The 20,933-nt window shown below is 62.6% G+C and carries 24 protein-coding genes; 14 read left to right on the plus strand and 10 right to left on the minus strand.

The genetic code is table 11. The annotated features are described in order from the left end of the window. Positions 1 to 73 precede the first annotated feature (73 nt). The 6 genes from ACYG97_RS10110 (at position 74) to aat (ending at position 5,437) form a co-directional block, all read left to right on the plus strand. Positions 74 to 1,501, plus strand: a complete 1,428-nt coding sequence (locus ACYG97_RS10110; protein WP_023688383.1) for a M48 family metalloprotease — start codon at positions 74 to 76, stop codon at positions 1,499 to 1,501. 57 nt (positions 1,502 to 1,558) lie between these two features. Next, positions 1,559 to 2,362, plus strand: a complete 804-nt coding sequence (locus tag ACYG97_RS10115) for a DsbA family protein (RefSeq protein ID WP_023734406.1) — start codon at positions 1,559 to 1,561, stop codon at positions 2,360 to 2,362. Between the two features lie 150 nt (positions 2,363 to 2,512). Beyond that, positions 2,513 to 2,947, plus strand: coding sequence for a type II 3-dehydroquinate dehydratase (gene aroQ, locus ACYG97_RS10120; protein ID WP_023734407.1), 435 nt, complete (start codon positions 2,513 to 2,515; stop codon positions 2,945 to 2,947). A 26-nt stretch (positions 2,948 to 2,973) separates the two neighbouring features. Continuing rightward, a complete protein-coding gene (accB, locus tag ACYG97_RS10125) occupies positions 2,974 to 3,438 on the plus strand; it encodes an acetyl-CoA carboxylase biotin carboxyl carrier protein (protein WP_023734408.1) in 465 nt (154 codons plus the stop codon). 10 nt (positions 3,439 to 3,448) lie between these two features. Next, positions 3,449 to 4,792: an acetyl-CoA carboxylase biotin carboxylase subunit gene (gene accC, locus ACYG97_RS10130; protein WP_023681497.1), complete on the plus strand. Its 1,344-nt coding sequence runs from the start codon at positions 3,449 to 3,451 to the stop codon at positions 4,790 to 4,792. A 27-nt stretch (positions 4,793 to 4,819) separates the two neighbouring features. Continuing rightward, the gene (gene aat / locus ACYG97_RS10135; protein ID WP_023710574.1) at positions 4,820 to 5,437 is read left to right on the plus strand and encodes a leucyl/phenylalanyl-tRNA--protein transferase; all 618 of its coding nucleotides are present in this window, start codon (positions 4,820 to 4,822) and stop codon (positions 5,435 to 5,437) included. Positions 5,438 to 5,479: 42 nt separating this feature from the next. Here aat and ACYG97_RS10140 read toward each other — a convergent pair whose 3' ends face one another. The 3 genes from ACYG97_RS10140 to ACYG97_RS10150 all read right to left on the minus strand — a co-directional run bounded on the left by ACYG97_RS10140 (position 5,480) and on the right by ACYG97_RS10150 (position 7,004). After that, positions 5,480 to 5,863, minus strand: a complete 384-nt coding sequence (locus tag ACYG97_RS10140) for a hypothetical protein (protein ID WP_023667489.1) — start codon at positions 5,861 to 5,863, stop codon at positions 5,480 to 5,482. Positions 5,864 to 5,938: 75 nt separating this feature from the next. After that, the gene (locus tag ACYG97_RS10145; RefSeq protein WP_023667490.1) at positions 5,939 to 6,490 is read right to left on the minus strand and encodes a DUF2155 domain-containing protein; all 552 of its coding nucleotides are present in this window, start codon (positions 6,488 to 6,490) and stop codon (positions 5,939 to 5,941) included. A 115-nt stretch (positions 6,491 to 6,605) separates the two neighbouring features. Continuing rightward, positions 6,606 to 7,004: an NADH:ubiquinone oxidoreductase subunit NDUFA12 gene (locus ACYG97_RS10150; RefSeq protein WP_023667491.1), complete on the minus strand. Its 399-nt coding sequence runs from the start codon at positions 7,002 to 7,004 to the stop codon at positions 6,606 to 6,608. Between the two features lie 324 nt (positions 7,005 to 7,328). On the opposite strand from ACYG97_RS10150, the gene panB reads away from it, so the two are divergent. From panB to ACYG97_RS10170, 4 genes are all read left to right on the plus strand, one after another. Next, the gene (panB, locus tag ACYG97_RS10155) at positions 7,329 to 8,159 is read left to right on the plus strand and encodes a 3-methyl-2-oxobutanoate hydroxymethyltransferase (RefSeq protein ID WP_023667492.1); all 831 of its coding nucleotides are present in this window, start codon (positions 7,329 to 7,331) and stop codon (positions 8,157 to 8,159) included. An 11-nt stretch (positions 8,160 to 8,170) separates the two neighbouring features. Beyond that, entirely contained in the window at positions 8,171 to 9,028 is an 858-nt protein-coding gene (gene panC, locus ACYG97_RS10160) for a pantoate--beta-alanine ligase (protein WP_023734409.1), read from the plus strand. Between the two features lie 185 nt (positions 9,029 to 9,213). Next, positions 9,214 to 10,413, plus strand: coding sequence for a helix-turn-helix transcriptional regulator (locus tag ACYG97_RS10165; protein ID WP_156937230.1), 1,200 nt, complete (start codon positions 9,214 to 9,216; stop codon positions 10,411 to 10,413). A 181-nt stretch (positions 10,414 to 10,594) separates the two neighbouring features. Further along, entirely contained in the window at positions 10,595 to 11,995 is a 1,401-nt protein-coding gene (locus ACYG97_RS10170) for an ArnT family glycosyltransferase (protein WP_353007939.1), read from the plus strand. 16 nt (positions 11,996 to 12,011) lie between these two features. Here ACYG97_RS10170 and ACYG97_RS10175 read toward each other — a convergent pair whose 3' ends face one another. From ACYG97_RS10175 to ACYG97_RS10190, 4 genes are all read right to left on the minus strand, one after another. Continuing rightward, positions 12,012 to 12,500, minus strand: a complete 489-nt coding sequence (locus tag ACYG97_RS10175) for a GNAT family N-acetyltransferase (protein ID WP_023695377.1) — start codon at positions 12,498 to 12,500, stop codon at positions 12,012 to 12,014. 4 nt (positions 12,501 to 12,504) lie between these two features. After that, on the minus strand, positions 12,505 to 14,004 hold the full coding sequence (gatB, locus tag ACYG97_RS10180; protein ID WP_023695378.1) for an Asp-tRNA(Asn)/Glu-tRNA(Gln) amidotransferase subunit GatB: 1,500 nt from the start codon (positions 14,002 to 14,004) through the stop codon (positions 12,505 to 12,507). 194 nt (positions 14,005 to 14,198) lie between these two features. Then, positions 14,199 to 14,630: a CBS domain-containing protein gene (locus ACYG97_RS10185; protein ID WP_023667498.1), complete on the minus strand. Its 432-nt coding sequence runs from the start codon at positions 14,628 to 14,630 to the stop codon at positions 14,199 to 14,201. A 151-nt stretch (positions 14,631 to 14,781) separates the two neighbouring features. Next, positions 14,782 to 15,549 (minus strand): rhomboid family intramembrane serine protease, encoded by a 768-nt coding sequence (locus ACYG97_RS10190; protein ID WP_023734412.1) that lies wholly within the window; start codon positions 15,547 to 15,549, stop codon positions 14,782 to 14,784. A gap of 399 nt (positions 15,550 to 15,948) precedes the next feature. Between ACYG97_RS10190 and ACYG97_RS10195 the strand changes: the two genes are divergently transcribed. The 3 genes from ACYG97_RS10195 to ACYG97_RS10205 all read left to right on the plus strand — a co-directional run bounded on the left by ACYG97_RS10195 (position 15,949) and on the right by ACYG97_RS10205 (position 18,220). Next, positions 15,949 to 16,584 (plus strand): PAS domain-containing protein, encoded by a 636-nt coding sequence (locus ACYG97_RS10195; RefSeq protein WP_023734413.1) that lies wholly within the window; start codon positions 15,949 to 15,951, stop codon positions 16,582 to 16,584. A 122-nt stretch (positions 16,585 to 16,706) separates the two neighbouring features. Further along, on the plus strand, positions 16,707 to 17,324 hold the full coding sequence (locus ACYG97_RS10200; protein WP_023667501.1) for a PilZ domain-containing protein: 618 nt from the start codon (positions 16,707 to 16,709) through the stop codon (positions 17,322 to 17,324). 287 nt (positions 17,325 to 17,611) lie between these two features. After that, on the plus strand, positions 17,612 to 18,220 hold the full coding sequence (locus ACYG97_RS10205; RefSeq protein WP_023695381.1) for a transglutaminase-like cysteine peptidase: 609 nt from the start codon (positions 17,612 to 17,614) through the stop codon (positions 18,218 to 18,220). Between the two features lie 245 nt (positions 18,221 to 18,465). On the opposite strand, the gene ACYG97_RS10210 is transcribed toward ACYG97_RS10205, so the two are convergent. Together ACYG97_RS10210 and ACYG97_RS10215 are read right to left on the minus strand one after the other, a co-directional pair. Then, the gene (locus tag ACYG97_RS10210) at positions 18,466 to 18,993 is read right to left on the minus strand and encodes a gamma carbonic anhydrase family protein (protein ID WP_023734414.1); all 528 of its coding nucleotides are present in this window, start codon (positions 18,991 to 18,993) and stop codon (positions 18,466 to 18,468) included. Between the two features lie 84 nt (positions 18,994 to 19,077). Continuing rightward, positions 19,078 to 19,446, minus strand: a complete 369-nt coding sequence (locus tag ACYG97_RS10215) for a DUF6949 family protein (RefSeq protein ID WP_023734415.1) — start codon at positions 19,444 to 19,446, stop codon at positions 19,078 to 19,080. Between the two features lie 110 nt (positions 19,447 to 19,556). On the opposite strand from ACYG97_RS10215, the gene ACYG97_RS10220 reads away from it, so the two are divergent. After that, the gene (locus tag ACYG97_RS10220) at positions 19,557 to 20,282 is read left to right on the plus strand and encodes a hypothetical protein (RefSeq protein ID WP_023734416.1); all 726 of its coding nucleotides are present in this window, start codon (positions 19,557 to 19,559) and stop codon (positions 20,280 to 20,282) included. A gap of 255 nt (positions 20,283 to 20,537) precedes the next feature. Here the strand turns inward: ACYG97_RS10220 and ACYG97_RS10225 are convergent, their stop codons facing one another. Then, positions 20,538 to 20,741: a DUF3126 family protein gene (locus tag ACYG97_RS10225; RefSeq protein ID WP_006200852.1), complete on the minus strand. Its 204-nt coding sequence runs from the start codon at positions 20,739 to 20,741 to the stop codon at positions 20,538 to 20,540. Between the last annotated feature and the right edge of the window lie 192 nt (positions 20,742 to 20,933).

Consider the following 20,933-nt stretch of genomic DNA (forward strand, 5'->3'; position numbering starts at 1 on the left):
GAGGATCACAAGTTCGCCTAGTTTCGGTGCCGTGACTTTTCATCGTTCGCCCGCTCGTTTACCAGTGGACCTCATGCTGAGCCGACCCAAATCGACGACTTCCAAATCTTCCATCGGCAAATCTTCCATCGGGAAGACAGCGCGCGGCTTCGCGACGCTTTTGCTTGCGGCCGCCGTCGCTGTCACCGGCTCGGTGACGGCCTTCGCCCAGGCGGTGCCGGTCGTGCGCGATGCCGAGATCGAGGCGCTGGTGCGCGACTATGCGCGGCCGATCTTCAAGGCGGCCGGTCTTGCCAATGACGGTGTCGATATCGTTTTGGTCAACGATCAGAGCTTCAACGCCTTCGTTACCGGGCGCCGGCTGTTCATCAACACCGGCGCGCTGATGCAGGCCGAAACGCCCAACGAGATCATCGGCGTCATCGCCCACGAGGCCGGCCACATCGCCGGCGGCCATCAGCAGAAATTGCGCGACCAGCTCGAGCGCGCCAAGACCATGGCCATCATCGCCACGCTGCTTGGCGCCGGCGCCATCGTTGCCGGCGCCACCACCAACAGCCGCGGCCTTGCCGGCGCCGGCATGGGCGTCGCCGCGGGCGGCGGCGAGATGGCGCAGCGCAGCATTCTTGCCTACCAGCGCACCGAAGAGTCGACCGCCGACCGCTCTGCCATCACCTATCTCAATGCCACCGGCCAGTCCGGCATGGGCATGCTGAAGACCTTCGCCCGGTTCCAGAGCGCGCTGTCGCTTTCCGGCACGCAGGTCGATCCCTACCGCATCAGCCACCCGATGCCGCAGGAGCGCATCGCCAATCTCGAAGTGCTGGTCAAGCAGAGCCCTAACGTCGACAAGGTCGATCCGCCGGCACTGCAGCAGCGGCACGACATGATGCGCATCAAGATCGCCGCCTATATGGGCGGCCAGGCCGCGGCCACGCGGCTGATCCGCAAGGCCCCGGGCAGCCTCGCCTCGCGCTATGGCGAAGCGCAGATGGCCTATCTCTACGGCAATCTGGGTGCGGCGCTGACCAAGGCCAATGCACTGATCAAGGAACAGCCGAAGAACCCCTACTTCCAGGAAATGCGCGGCGACATACTGATGAAGGCCAACAAGCCCAAGGACGCCGCGGACGCCTATGCCAAGGCGGTCAGCCTCGATCCGGTGAGGTCGGGCCTGTTGCCCGTTTCTCTCGGCCAGGCGCTGATGGCCATCGGCACGCCCGATTCGCTGAAGAAGGCGGTGGTGCAGATCAACAACGGCCTCGGGCGCGACAAGGAAAACACGGTCGGATACCGCTATCTCGCCCAGGCCTATGGCGAGCTTGGCAACATTCCGGCGGCGGAACTCGCCACCGCCGAGGGCCATTTCTATTCCGGCGATTACACGAATGCGAAAATTTTCGCCATGCGCGCGCAAAAGGACTTGAAGCGTGGCGAACCCGGCTGGATTCGCGCGCAGGACATCATAAACTACAACCCTTCAGGCAAACTCAAGAAATGAACCTTCCGGTCGCCCGCTGCGACTAGGATAGACCGGAACCGGCAAGAGGATCAGACGATGAACAAGGCAATATTGCTCGGCACGACGGGAGTGGCGGCTGCTCTTGCCATGCTGGCGTTCGGGTTCGTCGCCGGCAATCCGCAGGTGGCCAAGGCCGGCACGGCGCAGGCCGTGCAGACCGCCTCGGCCGACACCAAGATCGATCGCACCGAGGTCGAGGGCATTATCCGCGACTATCTCCTGAAGAACCCCGAAGTGCTGCTCGAAGTGCAGGAGGCGCTCGAGGCCAAGCAGAAGGAAGAGCAGCGCATAGCCAGCCTCGGAGTCATCGAGAAGGCCAAGTCCGAGATTTTCAACTCGACCTTCGACGGTGTCGTCGGCAACCCGAAGGGCAAGGTCACCATCGTCGAATTCTACGATTACAATTGCGGCTTCTGCAAACGCGCCATCGAGGACATGCAGGCTCTGACAAAGGCCGATCCGGAGCTGCGCTTCGTGCTCAAGGAATTCCCGATCCTCGGGCCGGATTCGCAAAAGGCCAGCGTCGTCTCGATGGCTTTCCACCTGATGCATCCGGAGAAATACGGCGAGTTCCACAACGCCCTGCTCGGCGGCCAGGGCCGCGCCACCGAGGCGGCGGCCATCAAGGTTGCGCTGTCGCTAGGCGCCGATGAGGCGAAATTGCGCGAGAAGATGAAGGATCCGACCATCACCGAGGCTTTCTCCAAGACCTTCGACCTCGCCAACAAGCTGGCCATCACCGGAACGCCTTCCTACGTGGTCGGCAATGAGGTGGTGTTCGGGGCGCTCGGCCAGGAAGTGCTGGCTGAAAAGATCGAGGCGGCGAAAGCCGCGCTCTGATCTTGCACGCGAGCCTATTTCTCACGGGCACATTTCCGCCTGTTGTGGACAGTGAAAGATCGCACTTGTGCTCTTTCCGCGGGCGGCTATGCCCATTATAGAAGGCCCTGCGCGCCGGCTTGAGGCCGGCGTCGGAAAAGGTCGGCATTTTTGAAAACGATTTTCGTCCTGAACGGCCCCAACCTGAACGCGCTCGGCAAGCGCGAGCCGGGCATCTATGGCGGCAAGACGCTTTCCGCGATCGCCGACGACTGCAAGCAGGCGGGCGCCGCCCTGGGCCTCGAGATTGATTTTCGCCAGTCGAACCATGAGGGCGACCTCGTCGACTGGATCCAGGAAGCCGGCGACAAGGCAGCCGGCATCGTCATCAATCCGGGTGCCTACAGCCACACCTCGATTGCCATTCACGACGCCATCCGCGCTGTCGCGCCGCTGCCCGTCGCCGAAGTTCACCTCTCCAACATCCACGCGCGGGAACCATTCCGCCACGTCTCCATGGTCGCGCCGGTCGCTGTCGGCATGATCTGCGGGTTCGGGCCGCTTGGCTACTCGCTGGCGCTGCAGGCGCTGGCGGCACGCCTATGACCGGCCCACAAACAGAAGGCTCGAAAATGTCGATAAAGAAGACCGGTGTTGACCAGCAACTGATCCGCGATCTGGCGGGCATACTGAACGACACCAATCTCACCGAGATCGAAGTCGAGCTCGGCGACCTGAAGGTGCGCGTATCGCGCCAGGCGCCGGCCGTCCACGCCATCGCCGCACCGCAGGCCGGTTATGCTCCGGCAGCGCAGCAGCCCGCGGCGGGCGCGGCTACCGCACCAGCAGTGGCCGATCCGTCCAAGAACGCGGTCCCCTCGCCGATGGTCGGCACCGCCTATCTCGCGCCCTCGCCCGATGCCAAGGCCTTCATCGAAGTGGGCCAGAAGGTCAAGGAAGGCCAGACGCTGCTGATCATCGAAGCGATGAAGACGATGAACCAGATCCCTTCGCCGCGCGCCGGCACGGTGACTGCGATCCTGTTCGAGGACGGCCAGCCGGTCGAGTACGGCATGCCGCTCGTCGTGATCGAGTAGAGCGGGCCGGATGTTTCAGAAGATCCTCATCGCCAACCGCGGCGAAATCGCGCTTCGGGTGCTGCGCGCCTGCAAGGAACTCGGCATCCAGACCGTGGTCGTGCATTCGACCGCCGACGCTGACGCCATGCATGTCAGGCTCGCCGACGAAAGCGTGTGCATCGGTCCGCCGCCGTCGCGCGACAGCTATCTCAACATCCACCAGATCGTCGCAGCCTGCGAGATTACAGGCGCCGATGCCGTGCATCCGGGCTATGGCTTCCTGTCGGAAAACGCCAAGTTCGCCGACATTCTCGCCGCCCACAACATCACCTTCATCGGCCCATCGGGCGACCACATCCGCATCATGGGCGACAAAATCGAGGCCAAGCGCACCGCAAAGCGGCTCGGCATTCCGGTTGTGCCGGGCTCCGACGGCGCCGTCACCGACCAAAAGGAAGCCAGGCGCATTGCCGCCGAGATCGGCTATCCCGTGATCATCAAGGCTTCGGCAGGCGGTGGCGGGCGCGGTATGAAGGTCGCCCTTACCGAAGCCGATCTCGAGATCGCCTTGCAGACAGCCAGCACGGAGGCCGGCGCGGCCTTCGGCGACGATGCCGTCTACATCGAGAAATACTTGGAAAAGCCGCGCCACATCGAGGTGCAGGTATTCGGCGACGGCGCCGGCCGCGGCGTGCATTTCGGCGAGCGCGACTGTTCGCTGCAACGCCGCCACCAGAAAGTCTGGGAAGAGGCGCCCTCGCCGGCCCTCAACGCCGAGGAGCGCGCCCGCATCGGCAATATCTGTGCCAAGGCCATCGCCGACCTCGGCTACTCCGGCGCAGGCACCATCGAATTCCTGTACGAGAATGGCGAGTTCTACTTCATCGAGATGAACACGCGGTTGCAGGTCGAGCATCCGGTGACGGAGGCGATCACCGGCATCGATCTGGTCCACGAACAGATCCGCGTTGCCTCCGGCGGCGGGCTTTCGGTGCGCCAGGAGGACATCAAGTTCAACGGCCACGCCATAGAATGCCGCATCAATGCCGAGGACCCGCGCACCTTCACGCCTTCGCCCGGCACGATTACGCATTTCCACACGCCTGGCGGTCTGGGCATCCGCGTCGATTCCGGTGTCTATTCCGGCTACAAGATCCCGCCCTATTATGACAGCCTGATCGGCAAGCTGATCGTGCACGGCCGCAACCGCGTCGAATGCATGATGCGGCTGCGCCGGGCGCTCGACGAGTTCGTCGTCGACGGCATCAAGACGACGCTGCCGCTGTTTCGCGACCTGGTCGGCAATGCCGATATCGCCAATGGCGACTACGACATCCACTGGCTGGAAAAGTATCTGGCCAAAGAGGAATAGCGCCCGACTTGCCGCTATGATGCCGCGATGACCCGTCCTTACGCTCCCGGCTATCGCATTCCGACCGACCTGTTGCTCAAGGCCTATGCCTCGGGCGTCTTCCCGATGGCCGAGAGCGCTTCCGACCCGGAAGTGTTCTGGGTGCGGCCGGAGACGCGCGGCATCATACCGCTCGATGGCTTCCACACGCCGAAGAGCTTGCGGAAGACAATTCGCAAGCACCCGTTCGACATCCGCTTCGATTTCGATTTCGAGGCGACGATCGACGGCTGCGCCGAAAAGCGCGAGGAGCGCCGCTCGACCTGGATCAACGCGCCGATCCGCGAAGCCTATATCGAGCTGCACCGTCTGGGGCACTGCCATTCGGTCGAGGCATGGCGCGAGGAACGGCTGGTCGGCGGCCTCTATGGCGTCTCGCTCGGTCGCGTGTTCTTCGGCGAAAGCATGTTCGCCCGGGAAACCGACGCGTCCAAGACCTGCCTGTATCATCTGGTCGAGCGGCTGAAGGCGCGCGGCTTTGCCCTGCTCGACACGCAATTCACCACTGAGCATCTCAAACGCTTCGGCGCGGTCGACGTGCCGCGCGTCAAATACGAGAAGATGTTGGCCGAGGCGCTGAAGGGCGAAGCCGTTTTTTATCCCTGATCGGAGACCGAGCGGCCGAGCCGGCTCGACCGGTGAAAGGGGTCAGCCCTTCGCGGTTTCCATCGGCGTCTGCGAATGGAACATCATCTTCCAGCCGTTGACACGGTGGACATAGCCAGTGCTGACCAGCGCCGCGTAGGGCTCGCCGTTTTCCCGTGTCGCATGAGCCTCATAGGTCAGCATGATAATGTCGCTGCCGGGCTCGATGATACCCTTGAGGTCGATCTGAAGGTCGCGCCAGCGGTTGGGCTTGGTCGCGGTCTTGGCCAGATCGGCATTGTCCATTGCCTGTGCCATCTCAGGAAATGCCACCAGGCATTCTGTGTCGACATTGGCGGCGTAGTAAGCTTCGTCGCCCGTCCAGAACCCCTTTTCGAGTTCGAGCAGGTCGTCTTTGCTGGCCGTGATCCGTTTGCTGTCCGACATCAGAATATCCTCCAAGCGCGCAAATGCGCGGTCGTCCATGGCCCAACGCATGGTGGCCATGACGGTTCCGGAGGATCAGTTGGTGTTCGTCGCGTCAGGCTCCGTGGGGTCCGGCTGTTCGGCGGCCGGAGCAGCGGCGGGCTTTGGCTTGGACGTGTCGACCTTGGGCGTCTCGGCATTGGCCGCGTCGGGCGGCGGCACATCCGACTTCTGCTTGCAGCCCTTTAGCCAGACGTCATAGACGGCGTGCTCGACGGCGTTTAGGCCGGGGCTCTCGGCGAACATCCAGCCGGTGAAGATGCGGCGGATCTTGCGGTCGAGCGTGATTTCGTCGACTTCGACGAAGGAATCGGTCTTCGGCTCTTCATTCTCCGGCCGCGAATAGCAGATCCGCGGCGTCACCTGCAAAGCGCCGAACTGCACGGTTTCGTCGATGTAGACATCGAAGGTGATGATACGGCCGGTGATCTTGTCGATGCCGGCAAATTCGGCGACCGGATTGGTGATGCGATCGGAGATTGCGGGTGCTGCCGCAGGCGCCTGCGCCGCGGCAAACGCTGTCGGGAACATGGCGATAGCGCCAATTGCCGCCAGTCCGGCCATCGATGTCAGGCTGAAAATGTTCATGCGGAGATACCGGTGGTTTGGGCCCGGGTGATTCTGTCACGCCCAAGGCTATTCGCCGTTGTCATATCAGCAAGCAGCTAAACGCCAATTGTGGCGACAAAGGACCGGCCGGCGGTCAAGAACCAGGCGTCCACGCATCGTAGTCGCCCGTCACCTGCGGACGGTGCTGATTGGTGAGCACGGAACCCTTTGGGCGATAAGCCGCCGGTGTTCCCGTGAGGTTCGGCTCATGCGCCTTTTCCCATTCGCGCGGCCGATAGTCGTCGCTTGGCGGCGCCACATCGACGCGGTGATGCATCCAGCCGTGCCAGCCCGGGGGGATCGCCGACGCCTCCGAATAATTGGCGTAGATGACCCAGCGGCGGGTGCGGCCTTCCGAATCAACGCCGCCTTCGTAGTAGACGTTGCCGGCCCCATCCTGGCCGACCTTGTTGCCGTGGCGCCAGGTGTGAAAACGGGTTCCCAGCGTCTGGCGGTTCCACCAGGTGAAAAACTGCAGAAGGAAAGTTTTCATTCAGATCCTCGCGGGCGCGCGGCGGTGGCTGTCCCTGCTTATGGCGTCAGGCCTTGGCGAAGGCAAGGGTTTTGCGGCGCCTGCGGCACTGACGGCATGCCGAAACGCTCGGTCATTGGCCGATCCATTTCGCACCTGCGAACCGACGCTTGCCAAGCCGGCTGCGTCTTCCTAAAGCTCTCATCGCCCGGCGCTGCCGCATGACCCCGAAAATCGAAATCGATTTTCGGAAAGGATCATGCGCAAACCCAAGTGCTACAGCGTCCTTTGCGCGTCCACGGGACGCGCGGCGCTGTAGTCAACGCCGGCTGCGGGAGGTGAGGAATGGCCTTAGCTGTCGCCAGGATCAGTGCGGAGACAATACGCGCCCGCAAGGGCGGCGTGCCGATCGTATGCCTCACCGCTTACACCTATCCCGTCGCCCGCCTGCTCGACGATCATGTCGACCTTCTCCTGGTCGGCGACAGCGTTGCCATGGTGCTGCATGGCCACAAGACCACGCTCGGCGCCTCGCTGGAGATGATGATCGCCCATGGCCAGGCCGTGATGCGCGGTTCATCAAAGGCCTGCGTGGTGGTCGATATGCCGGCCGGCAGCTACGAGACTTCGGCCGCGCAAGCCCTTGCCTCGGCGCGCCGCATCTCTGAGGAAACCGGCTGCCAGGCGGTGAAGCTGGAAGGCGGCGTCGAAGTCGCCCTCCAGATCGCGGCAATCGTCGCGGCCGGCATTCCAGTGATGGGCCATATCGGCTTGCAGCCGCAATCGGTGGAAAAGGACGGTGGCTACAAGATCAAGGGCCGCACGCCGGAGAATGTGGCCGCGCTCATGCGCGACGCCGACGCGGTCGAGAAAGCCGGCACGTTTTCGCTGGTCATCGAGGGCACGGTCGAGACCGTTGCCGCCGACCTCACCCGGCGCATTGCCATTCCCACCATTGGCATCGGCGCCAGCCGCGATTGCGACGGCCAGATCCTGGTCATCGACGACATGGTCGGCCTGACGGTCGACCGGGTGCCGAAATTCGTCAAGGAATACGCCGATTTGCGCAGCGCGGTCGCCGATGCCGCGGCGCGCTACGCAGCGGAGGTGCGCAGCCGCACCTTCCCCGGGCCGGGCCACGTCTTTTCAGCCGCGAGCGACAAGGACAAGGCATGAACCGGCCCCCCATCAGCCAGCCGCTCGTCGTCGACACCGTGCCCGGCCTTCGCGCGCAGATCCGCGAATGGTGGCGCGAAGGCCTGAGCGTCGCCATGGTGCCGACCATGGGCGCTTTGCATGACGGCCATATCTCGCTGGTCGGGGCCGCGCTCGCAACGGCCGATCGCTGCGTCGTCTCGATCTTCGTCAACCCGGCCCAGTTCGCCCCCACTGAAGATCTCGACAAGTATCCGCGTCAGCTGGCCCGCGATCTCGACCGGCTGACCGAGGCCGGCGCACAGCTTGCCTTCACGCCTACGGTTTCCGAGATGTATCCGGCAGGCTTTGCGACGAAGATTTCGGTCGGCGGCCCGTCTTCTGGCCTGGAATCGGATTTCAGGCCGACCTTCTTCGAGGGCGTCGCCACGGTCGTGGCCAAGCTCTTTCTGCAAGCCCTGCCCGACTACGCCATCTTCGGCGAAAAAGACTACCAGCAGCTTTGCGTCGTCCGAAAGCTCTGCCGCGATCTTGACCTTCCGGTGGAAATCGTCGGCGCGCCAACCGTGCGCGATGCGCATGGCCTGGCAATGTCGTCGCGCAACGCCTATCTCGACGCCGCCGAACTCGACGTCGCGCGACAGCTCAATGTCATCTTGCGCCAGACGGCGGCAGCGCTCGCGGCCGGCGCCGATGAAAACGGCGTCACCGGCAAAGCCACTGCCGCGCTTCTCGAGGCAGGCTTCGACAGCGTCGACTATGTCGCCGCGCGCAAGAGCCTGACGCTCACCTCGTGGCGGCGTGACGGCGATGGCCGCCTGCTTGCCACGGCGTGGCTTGGCAGAACCAGGTTGATCGACAATGTGGAAGTTTCCTCATTTATTCCCTGAAAAATTGCAATTCCGTTCACTTTGATTTGTATCGCAGAGCGGCCCGAGTGCTCTTAGACAACGGCTCATCAGGCACGTTCTGGCCAGCCCGCAAGCGCTCACAATACACCGAACGCCGCTGTGAGACGTTTCACAGACGTAACCAAGCCGGCTATGTTGTGTGCGACCTCAGGCGGAGACAGTGTGTGACCTGCCACTACGCTGCAATCCTTACGAGGCTCTACGTGTCTGTCCAGGCCAACATATTCGGTCGCGCCCTGCCGCAGATCGTCGAAGCGATTTACGATTCGATTGCCGATGTCGGCCGTTGGCCATCGACGCTTGAATCAATCTGCAAATTGGCGCTCGGCCGGCTTGCCATGCTGGCGGTCGTCGATACGGCGAGAAACTCGGCCCGGTTCTCGACTTCCTGCGGCGATCCGGTCCTGCTTGAGCCGCTGCAGCGCGACTACGCCTGCGAGGTGCCCTTCTTCAAGGCGGTGCCGAAGATGGAAATCGACATGCCGTTCACCGTCGATAGCGTCTACGCCCTGCAAGGCCCTGACGCCCGCCAGAACTGGCTCGAAAGCCGCATCGTGCGCGAGTGGGTGGAACCCAACCGTCTCGACGATTTCTTCTGGGTGGCGCTGATGAAGCAGCCGGCGCGCGCCGGCACGCTGATGGTGGTTACCGACAAGGACAGGCCCCAGATTTCAGCCAGGGATATCGACCTGATGTCCACGCTCGCCCCCCATGTCCGGCGTGCGGTGACCATCGGCGACCTGTTCGAGGCCGAGCGGCGCAAGGCCGACGTCTTTCGCTCGATCCTCGAGAGCCTCGACCATCCGGTGCTGATCGTCGCCGACGATATGCAGATCATTTTCGCCAATCGGGCAGCCGAAGCCCTGCTCACCGAAACCGCCTCAGTGTCCTCGGTGCGCGGCCAGCTGTCCTTCGCTTATGCCAACGCCAACACCGCCATCGGCCGCGCCGTCCAGCTCGGCACGCGCGACGAATTCGCGCTCGGACCGTCCGGCATCAACATTCCGCTGGTGAAGGCCATGTCTCCGGCGGTGGCGCATGTCATGCCTCTGGCGCGACGCGACATTTCGGCCCGCATATCGCCGCGCGCCGCCGCGGCCATTTTCATTGCCGCCGCCGGCGCCGCATCAGTGCCGGCGCTGGAAGCGATCGCTGCGCTGTTCGGACTGACCGCAGCGGAAAAGCGTGTCGCCGGCCATGTCGCCGCCGGGCTGACACGGCGTGAAATCGCGGCTGCCAGCGGCGTCTCGGACGGCACCGTCAAATCACAGCTGGCAACCATCTTCGACAAGACCGCCACCGGCGACCAGCGAGAGCTGGAACTCCTGATGCGCGAATTGACGCCGCCGCTGCGCTCGGCCTGAAGCCATACTCGGAGCCAATCGTCAAATTTTTCAACTATTTGCCGGTACGCAGGCGTAATCACGATACCAAGCCGGCATCGTTGCAATTCGGCCAAAATCATGGTGCGGTTCTGCTCCGGTCCGGAGACGGTGCATCGTGCACGACCGGACGTGGAAACCATTTCCTGGGCGGTCCCCGAACTTGATACCGACACGAATTGAACGGCTGCTGCCTTACCTCTTCCTGCTGGCCCTGCTTTGCATCGCGCTCGCTTTCCGTCCGCTACTGCCGGTCGATGAGACGCGCTATCTCAGCGTCGCCTGGGAGATGTATCTCGGTGGACATGTCTTCGTACCGACGATGAACTTTGCGCCCTATCTGCAGAAGCCGCCGCTGTTGTTCTGGCTCATCGATCTCGTCTGGAACATCTTCGGTGTGAGCCGCGCGGCGGCGATGCTCGTCATCTTCGCCGCCTCGTCGCTGGTCATCTGGCTGACGACACTTCTGGCCAAAACCCTGTTTCCCGAGCGCCCGGACATCGCCAGTCGCATCCCCTGGCTGGTGGCCGGCAGCACCGTCTTTGTCATCTATTCGACCCTGATCCTGTTCGACATGCTTTTGACGGCTTGTGTGGTCGCCGCACTGCTGGCGTTGCTGGGCTTCGCCAGGACCGGCAACCGCTGGCAGGCGGTGCTGGCGGGTCTGTTCATCGGGCTCGGCGTGCTGGCCAAAGGCCCGGTCGTGCTCATTCACATCGGCGCGCCCGTCCTGCTCTATCCTCTCTGGCGTGACCGGCGAGCCGGCCTTGCCCCTTTGCAGTTCTTTGCCGGAGCCGGCCTGGCAATTCTCGCCGCCCTTGTCCCGGTCGCCATATGGCTGGCGCCCGCGACCATCCTGACCAAGGGCAGTTTCGTCTACGACCTCGTCTGGAACCAGTCGGCAGGTCGGGTTACCGGAAGCCTGCACAATTCGCATGGCCGGCCGTTTTACTTTTACCTGATGCTGTTGCCGCTCATGTTCGTGCCCTGGGCCTTTATCCCCCCGGTGTGGCGGCTGAAGCCGGCTGCCCGGATACGCAGCCTCATCGACACGAAATCCCCGGATCTGCGTGCCCTGCGCCTGCTGTCGTTCTCGTTCATTGCGGTGCTGCTGGTCTTCAGCGCCATATCCGGCAAGCAGCCGCACTATGTCGTGCCGGCACTACCGTTCGCGACCATTCTGCTGGGCTACTTCATGGCCGAGATTTCAGTAGCCAGGCTGAGGGCGACGGCCTTTGTCATGCTTGCCCTTTTCGCCATCGGCCACGCCGCCGCCTCGGCGACCGTGTTCAAACGCTACGATCTCACGCCGCTGGCGAGCTTCATCGACGAACGAAAGGACGCCGACTGGGCCGTCGCTTACGACTATCAGGGCGAGGTCGGTTTCCTTGGGCGAATAGAGAAGCCATTCGAGAACGCCGACAAGCCTGAGGAATGGCTCAAGTCTCATCCCGGCGGCTACGTCATCGAAAAGCAATCGAAAGATCCGGGCACATCCGAACAGATCGCCTTCCGGCAGCCGGTGGAACGCGGCTATCTGGTCGTCCTGAAAGGACAGCACTGAACGTTTCGTCGGACGCTTATCCCAGCGGCTTCTCGAAGATCAGCGCCGGCAACCCCGAACCGCCGCCGCAATCGGCGGTGCTGCCGGCCGGCAAAAATCCCTTCGAACGGTAGAAGGCGATGGCCGGCACGTTGGCCTCTTCCACCTCGACCCGCAAAGTGTTTGCCTCGGGAAAGCTGGCTTCGACCTCGTCCAGCAAGGCCTGGCCGATGCCTTGCCGCTGGCAGGCCGGCAGTACATAGAGCTGGTTCAGCAACACGATCTTCGCATCCGCCGTTGCGGCGGCAAAAGCCATGCCGCCGATACGCTTGCCGTCATCGGCGACCAGGAATTCCGAGTTCGGCCTTGTCAGCCGCGCCTTGAGCGAGGCGATCGAATGCCAGTCGTCGGTAATTTCGATCACCCGCTGGGCGCCATAGATCGCGTCGTAGGTTGCGTGCCAGGTTTCGACCAGCAGCGCGCGGACAGCGGCAAGGTCACGTTCGCTGGCGGTGCGGACGAACATTGTTCTATTCGATACCGAGCTTGGCCTTGACCAGATCGTTGACCGCCTGCGGGTTGGCCTTGCCGCCGGTGGCTTTCATCACCTGGCCGACGAACCAGCCGGCCATGGTCGGCTTGGCGCGAGCCTGCTCGACCTTGTCGGGGTTGGCGGCGATGACTTCGTCGACCGCCTTCTCGATGGCGCCGGTGTCCGTGACCTGCTTCATGCCGCGGCTTTCGACCAGCTGGCGCGGATCGCCGCCCTCGTTCCAAACGATCTCGAACAGATCCTTGGCGATCTTGCCGGAGATGGTGCCTTCCTTGATCAGGTCGATCACGGCACCGAGCTGCTCCGGTGTTACAGGAGCATTTTCAATGTCCTTGCCGGCCTTGTTAAGCTGGCCGAGCAGGTCATTGATGACCCAGTTGGCGGCAAGCTTGCCGTCGCGGCCCGAGGCCACCTGCTCGAAATAGTCGGCGATCGGCTTTTCCGACACCAGGATCGAGGCGTCGTAGATCGACAGGCCAAGTGAGGAGATCAGGCGCGCCTTCTTGTCGTCGGGCAGTTCCGGCAACTCCTTGGCCAGCGCGTCGACATAGGCCTGGTCGAACTCCAGCGGCAAAAGGTCGGGATCGGGGAAGTAGCGGTAGTCATGCGCCTCTTCCTTGCTGCGCATCGAGCGCGTCTCGCCTTTGACGGCGTCGAACAGCCTGGTTTCCTGGTCGATCTTGCCGCCATCCTCGAGGATGGCGATCTGGCGGCGCGCCTCGAACTCGATGGCCTGGCCGATGAAGCGGATCGAGTTGACGTTCTTGATCTCACAGCGCGTACCGAATTCGCCGCCGGGCCTGCGAACGGAGACGTTGACGTCGGCGCGCATCGAACCTTCGTCCATGTTGCCGTCGCAAGTGCCGAGATAGCGCACGATGGTGCGCAGCTTGGTGACATACGCCTTGGCCTCGTCGGCGGAGCGCATGTCGGGCTTGGAGACAATCTCCATCAGCGCCACGCCGGAGCGGTTGAGATCGACATAGGACATGGTGGGATGCTGATCGTGCATCGACTTGCCGGCGTCCTGCTCCAGGTGCAGGCGCTCGATGCCGATCTCGATGTCCTCGAACTCGCCCTGCCGGTCGGGACCGACCGAAATGACGATCGTGCCTTCGCCGACGATCGGCTGCTTGAACTGCGATATCTGGTAACCCTGCGGCAGGTCGGGATAGAAATAGTTTTTCCGGTCGAACACCGACTTGTGGTTGATCTGCGCCTTCAATCCGAGGCCGGTGCGGATCGCCTGCTTGACGCATTCCTCATTGATGACCGGCAGCATGCCGGGCATGGCCGCGTCGACCAGACTGACATTGGCGTTGGGCGCCGCGCCGAAAGTAGTCGACGCCCCGGAAAACAGCTTTGCTTCCGAGGTCACCTGCGCATGAACCTCGAGGCCGATGATGATCTCCCAATCGCCGGTAGCGCCGGGAATAAAACGTTTGGCATCGGGCGTGCGGGTATCGATAAGGGTCATGGTGGCCTGCGCTTTTGGCTCGCGAAAACTGCGATTTTCGCGAATTTGGGTATCGGTCTTCGCTAGTGCAAACCGCTTCGCGAGACAAGCGCCCAAAGCAGCGGGCTGGCCTTTTCAGCCCCTTTCGGCCGCTCTACAACCAATAGAATGAACGCCGCCGGCCGGCATTCCCGGTCGGCGGTTTCTTCGTCAGGTCAGGCTGTTGCGATGTAGGCCCTGATCTCGTCGGCCTCGCGCTCGACATCCTCGATGCGGCGCTTGACCACGTCGCCGATCGACACGATACCGTCGAGCAGCCCATCCTTTTCCACCGGCAGATGGCGGAAACGGCCTTTGGTCATGATCTCCATCACCTCGTTGACCGTGTGGTTCTCGTTGCAGATCTTCACTTTCGGCGTCATCGCCGAGCGTACCGTTATATCAAGTGCGGCAGCGCCTTCCCTGGCAACGACCCGCACGATGTCACGCTCGGAAAGGATGCCGACGATCTTGCGATCGCCGTTGGTGATGACCAGTGCACCGATCTTGTGGTCGGCCAGGATTCGAATGGCTTCGCTGAGCTTTACATTCGGCCCGAGCGTGAACACGTCATGGCCTTTTCTCTCGAGAATTGCCTTAACCGTCATGGCGTCCTCCTCCTCCTGCTTGGCTAGCCAGCTCCCGCCCTGACCGGCTTCACATAAGAGTGAACATCGTGCGCCGTGATCGGTTGCTTTTCAAGTGTGCCAGTGGGGTGTGCCAGTGGGGTGTGCCAGTGGGGTGCGCCAATAGAGTGCGCTAGTCGGGGGTGCGCTGGTCGTCGGGGATCTCCCATTCAGGCGCCCGCCAGCGCCGGTCGAACCAGCGCAATCCGAAGAAGCCTGCGACGAGGCCGCCAATGTGCGCTTCCCAGGCGATCTGGCCGGGTTCTCCGAGCCCGAGACCGTAAAGGCCGGTGGCGAGATTGATGACCATCCAGGCGCCGAGAAAATTGACGACGCCGCGCATGCGCAAAACGACTGCGATCGGCAGCACGGGACCGGCAAAGGCCGCCCTGCCGGAGGAGCGGTCGGTACGGAACCCGAAGCGAGCCGCCGCACCCATCATGCCCGATATCGCCCCGGAAGCGCCGACCAGCGGTGCTTCGCCATATGGATGGACCGCCCAGAACAGCACCACCGCGGCCAGCCCGGTGGCGGCGAAAAACAAGGCGAACCAGAACCAGCCGAGACGGTTGGCCAGCGGCGACCCGAAGGCGGCCAGCGCAACCATGTTGATGGCAATGTGGGCAACGCCACCATGCATGAAGGCATAGGTGAAAGGACGGGTGAAGAGGAACCAGTCGAAACCGTATTGGCCGGTGTAGAGGACCGGAATGAAGGCGCCGTCGGTGAGCAATGTTATCTGCTGCTCTTCGGTCAGCACATATTGCTGCAGCAGGAAGACGGCAACGCAGATGCCGATCACCGCCAGCACCGCCGGTGGCAGGTTGAACACCGGCTCGCGGCGCGGCGGCGGCGCCTCCGCGGTCTGTTCGGTCTCCAAGGGGCCGGCCGGTTCGCTCATATGCTCTGATCCAGGGATTTGCGTGTCGCGAGCATCTAGGCCATGCCCGGACAAATCACAAACTACGAATCACAAAGCGCGAATCACAAACCGCGAATCAAAAAGAAGCCGTCCAAGGTTTCCCTTGAACGGCTGGTCGAGCCCCCTGCTCCCCTAAACTATTGACCGAAGTGCTGTTGGTCGTCGCGAAACGACCGCTTCTGGCGTGGTTTTGGTGTGCCATGGCGAGCCTGTGCGCGCAACGTAAACCATTTGTTAACCTTAACGTCCCCGACCCGTGAACAAGTCTTAACGACGCTGGCACGCATCCTGCTCCGGAACGCATGTAGGTCATCGGAGGGCGCCCTTTCTGTTCACCGATGGGACCATCAGACGGCAGAATGCGCGGAGTTTCATAGCATGAACCAGAACGGATCAATCGCGCTGTTCCATTATTGGAATCGCCTGCGTGGTGGACGTCCTGCCCCAAAGCGTTCGGAAGTCGAACCGGCCGATATCAAGGCGCTTTTGGCCGACACCTTCATCCTGGAAAGGGATACGCGCGGCGAAGCGGTGTTCCGGCTTGCCGGCACCAGGCTTTGCGCCGGCTACGGCCGCGAGCTCAAGGGGTTTTCGTTCCCCTCGCTATGGCGCGAGAAGGACCAGCGGCTGGTGTCGCGCCTCATTCACGGCGTTTTCGAGCAGAAATCCGTGGTGCTGATCACTTATGAGGGGTTCAGCCGCAGCGGCCGGTCCAACCACTTCGAACTGCTTGCGCTGCCGCTCGACGGCGGCGTCGAGAACCCGCGCTGCCTCGGCGTCATCAGCGCCGTGGAAAAGCCGTTCTGGCTGGGCGCCGACCCGATCACCGACGCGCTGATCGACGCCATCCGCGTCATCGATCCCGACAAGGAACCGATGTTCCTGAAAAACCGGCCGGAAATATCCGTTCCGTCGTTGGCTCCCGAACTCGAAGCGCCGGAGACCATCTCGGCGCTCGGTCGGTCGCGCCGTATCCGCCACCTCGTCGTGTTCGACGGCGGGCGCGAGCAATAGTCTCCAAGCCGGCGCTAATCTTAACTATCGGGGGCCCACTTTTCCCTTTGTTAACCTGCTTGGCTGTAGTTTTGCCGAGATTCCACGCACGACGCGGGAATGCCAACGGGGTGTAGGCAGTCATGAGGTCAGCGGCGGTCGAATACGCACCGTCCCGCGCCGAAAGGCGTAATTTTCAGCGCGTCCGGGTCAAGATCTACGGGCGCTTCATGCTGGAGGACCGCACCGAACACCCTTGCCAGGTCGTCGATATGTCACCGGGCAATGTCGCGTTGCGCACCGAGCGCGTCGGCATGCCGGGCGAAAAAATCATTGCCTATATCGATCATATCGGCCGCATCGAGGGCGTGGTGACGCGCACTTCGCAGGACGGCTTTGCCATGACCGTCATTGCCTCGGATCGCAAGAAGGACAAACTGGCCGCGCAGTTGACCTGGCTCGCCAACAAGCATGAACTCGACCTGCCGGAAGACCGCCGCCACGAACGCGTGGCGCCGCGCAACCCGACAAGCGTGCTGCAGCTCACCGACGGGCGCCAGTATCAGTGCCGCATCATCGACCTGTCGCTGTCGGGCGCGGCGGTCGAGATCGACGTCAAGCCGGCGCTCGGCATCCAGGTCATGCTGGGCACCATGCGTGGCCAGGTGGTGCGTCATTTCGAGGATGGCGTCGCCATCGAATTCGCCGTCATCCAGCGCCCGGAAACGCTCGATTCCGAGTTCAACGCCCCGCGCGCCTGAACGATCGGCAACAGGCAGCAAAAACGAACCGGCCCTGCGCGGCCGGTTTTTGTTGCCGGCGTTCCGCCTGCCTCTCCAGCTTGTAGCGGCACGCAGCAAATCCACGGCTCCACCCGGAAATCCGCGCCCCGACACCGCGGTTTTACGCCGAGACCTGAACGATTTTATATTAAAATAGGTCAAATTTTACGCGTATTCTATTGAGCTTTTACTCAATGTCTACTTCGGGTTTTTGCGTCAAATAAATCCAACGCTGTCATTGTCTCCTCAAACGGGGAGACTGACGAATGGCAAAGACGTGGGGCAAGCTGTTGCTCTTGGCAATGGCGATGCAGCTTTCCGCTTGGGGAACGGCGCAAGCAGCAGGACCGGCCTACATGCACACTGGCGGCCGCACGACACAGCCGGTCGGTCACTACGAATTCTGCCAGAAGCTGCCGCAGGAGTGCGCTCAGCGCACGCCGAAGCAGGCACCGGTCGAACTGACCCGCAAGCTGTGGGCGGCGATCGTCGACGTCAACAATTCGGTCAACACCCGGATCGTGCCGCGCACCGACATGGAAATGTGGGGTAAGGAAGAGGTCTGGTCCTATCCCGACAGCGGCTTCGGCGACTGCGAGGACTATGCGCTGGAGAAGCGCCGCGAATTGATGGCGCTCGGCGTTCCCGCCGGCAATCTCTTGATGACCGTGGCGCGCCAACAAAATGGCGACGGCCACGCGGTGCTGACCGTGCGCACCAGCCTCGGCGAGTTCATCCTCGACAATCTGGAGTCCAAGGTGCTGTCCTGGACCGACACCGACTACACCTACCTGAAGCGCCAGTCCGACCAGAATTCCGGCGTGTGGGTGACGATCAATGACGGTCGCGCCGACGCGGTTGCCAGCGTCCGCTAGGACGCCATCACAGAGGTCAAGCACATCGAATAATGCGACGTGCCTAACGAGAAAGCCCGGTCGAGTCCCCCACCCTCCCCGTCCCCAACGACCGGGTTTTAAGGAGCCGGCCCCGTCCCCGGGCCGGCTCCACCATTTCTGGACCATGATCGCGAACCGAAGGACCTCGGCAGCGAAAAGTGAGAACCGGTTTTTGCTGCGCTGACCTGCCGTTCGGAAAAGATCATCGTCAAACAGGATAGAGTTCAGGCCTTCTTCAGCCCCGCCTTGAAGCGCTTGCCGTTCGCGACGTAGTGCGCGGCCGAGGCGCGCAGCCTGGCGACCGCGGCGTCGTCCAGCGTCCTGATAACCCGCGCGGGCGAGCCGACGATCAGGCAATTGTCGGGGAACTCCTTGCCCTCGGTGACCAGCGCGCCCGCGCCGACCAGCGAGTTCTTGCCGATCCTGGCGCCGTTGAGCACGATGGCGCCCATGCCGATCAGGCTGTTGTCGCCGATCGTGCAGCCATGCAGCAAGGCGCGGTGGCCGATCGTGCAGCCCTGCCCGATCGTCAGGGGAAAACCGGGATCGGTGTGCATCACCGTGTGTTCCTGGACATTGCTGTCGGCGCCGATGACGATCGCCTCGTTGTCGCCGCGGATGACCACGCCAAACCAGAAGCCGGCATTGCGACCGACGCTGATGTCGCCGATCAACGTCGCATCGGGCGCGATCCAGTTGCTGTCGGCATCCTCGAAACGGGGCGATTTTCCGTCGATTACATAGGTCGGCATTTCCAGTCTCCGATTCGTCGCAGGCCGGGACAAACCCTAGAACAATCCTGGGAAAACCGCGTAGCGGTTTCCCCAGCAATTGCCTCAAGGCAAATACCGCGCCAGCGATTCCACCAACAGCTGAAGCGCACCAGGAGAGCCAATGCCCCAGGAGGCAATGGCGATCAGCACGATGCCCAGCGCCAGCGCCCAGGCGATCACCGTGCAGCCGCAGGACACCAGCATCAGCATCGAAATGCGGCCGTCGCGCCGCGCATCGAGCGCATCGTTGGCGAGCATGAACGGACCGGCGCAAGCGGTCGCGGCCAGCGAGCGCAGGATGTACGCCGGCGACACATAAGGTTCGGCAAAGGCAAGCCGGCGGCCCGCCGCCAGTTCCATCACGGACCCGGTAAGCCCGCAGGCTGTGAGCCCGACGGCGAAAGCGAAGAGAACGGGCAGCAGCAGGCTCATCTTTACCTTCCGTTTACCATGAGATCGCACAGTCGCGTCCAGCGCAGCAAGAGCCGTGCCGCGGCATGTGTGCAGCCCAGGGACAGACGGCGGCGACTATGGGGATTGCGATGAAGCAGGCAGCGACCGCCGAAGAATTCAACGTCGTCGATTCCGTGCTGATGAAGCGGGTGTTCTATGCCTTTGCCGCACTGGCGCTGCTGTCGCTGGCGATCAGCCTTGGCGGAAAATGGTTCGGCCGCTCGATCGCCATGGCCGGCTACACCGACGACACCACAGTCCACAAGGTGGTGATCGGCAACAATGTCATTGCCGTGCCGGCCAACGCCATCCGCTTCCTGCAGGCGCGGCGCGACGGCATCGCTTCGCGCCTCGACCTTTATCTGCGCTATCCCCAGATGGACGGCTACAGCGAAGCCGCACGCGACGATTTCAACCACACGGGCACGGCCAAGAACATCATCTTCCTGTCGTTCGAACCGCAGATGATGTCGCGCGACATGAGCGGCCGTTTCGCGCCGATCTATAGCGCGCTGATCAGCCAGCCCGGCGCGCCCGGCCCCGGCGGCACGACGATTTACGGCTTTAGCGAAAAATCAGGCTATCTCAACGAGGTGCTTGCGGTCGCCGACCGGGCCGGCAAGGACCCGTTCGTCGCCCGCTGCCTGAGCGGACCGAGCGCCGAGGAATCGCTGGCGCCCTGCGAGCGCGACATCCAGGTCGGCGACAGCCTCAGCCTGACCTACCGCTTTCCCCGGGAGTTGCTGGGCAACTGGCCAGCGCTTGACGCCGCTATCGTCGCCGAGGCCACGCGCGTCTTAAAGACCGCACGGTAGCGGCCCTCTGCTTTTGTCATACATGGGCGCGAAGCCGCGCGGACCCGAGGATCCGTTCCATGCCCTTAAGGCAGCGAAGCGGTGCAGAATTACTGTTGGGAAGCAGCAGAGGCAGTTCTGGACCGCCACATTCCTGAGCCGAGGCCTGGAATATATCCCAGGGTCTCAGCGACGCCGCTGTGCGGCTGCTTCTCCCCGGGATGACGATGGCGCAGCTGGCTGCCGCCAATCGCCGAAGTCCGTAGCCGTCTGGGCTCAGGCCAGATCGATGTCGAGGATCGCCATCGAGAAATTATAGTCGCCGTCGTCCTCGTCCTTGAAGACGATGCCGAGGAACTCGTCGCCGACATAGACCTCGGCCGAATCTTCCTTGCGCGGCCGCGCCTTCACCTCGAGTTTGGGATTCTGGAAGACGCGCTTGAAATAGGCGTCCAGCTTTCTGATTTCGTCCGGCTTCAAAAGTCTTCTCCGATCGTCGGGCTTGCTCGTTGGAACGCGCTTCTGGCACGTCGACAATAGCGATGTAAAGGCAAGCCGGCTGGATAGAACGCGAACCCTGGGGCCGGATGATTTCAGGTCGAATCCAAATCCGCCTCTAAATCAAGGAGGTAGAGCATGATGTCGTCCGAAAACCGCCTCACACTTTTCGGC

It is taken from the genome of Mesorhizobium sp. W067 (assembly GCF_054719525.1).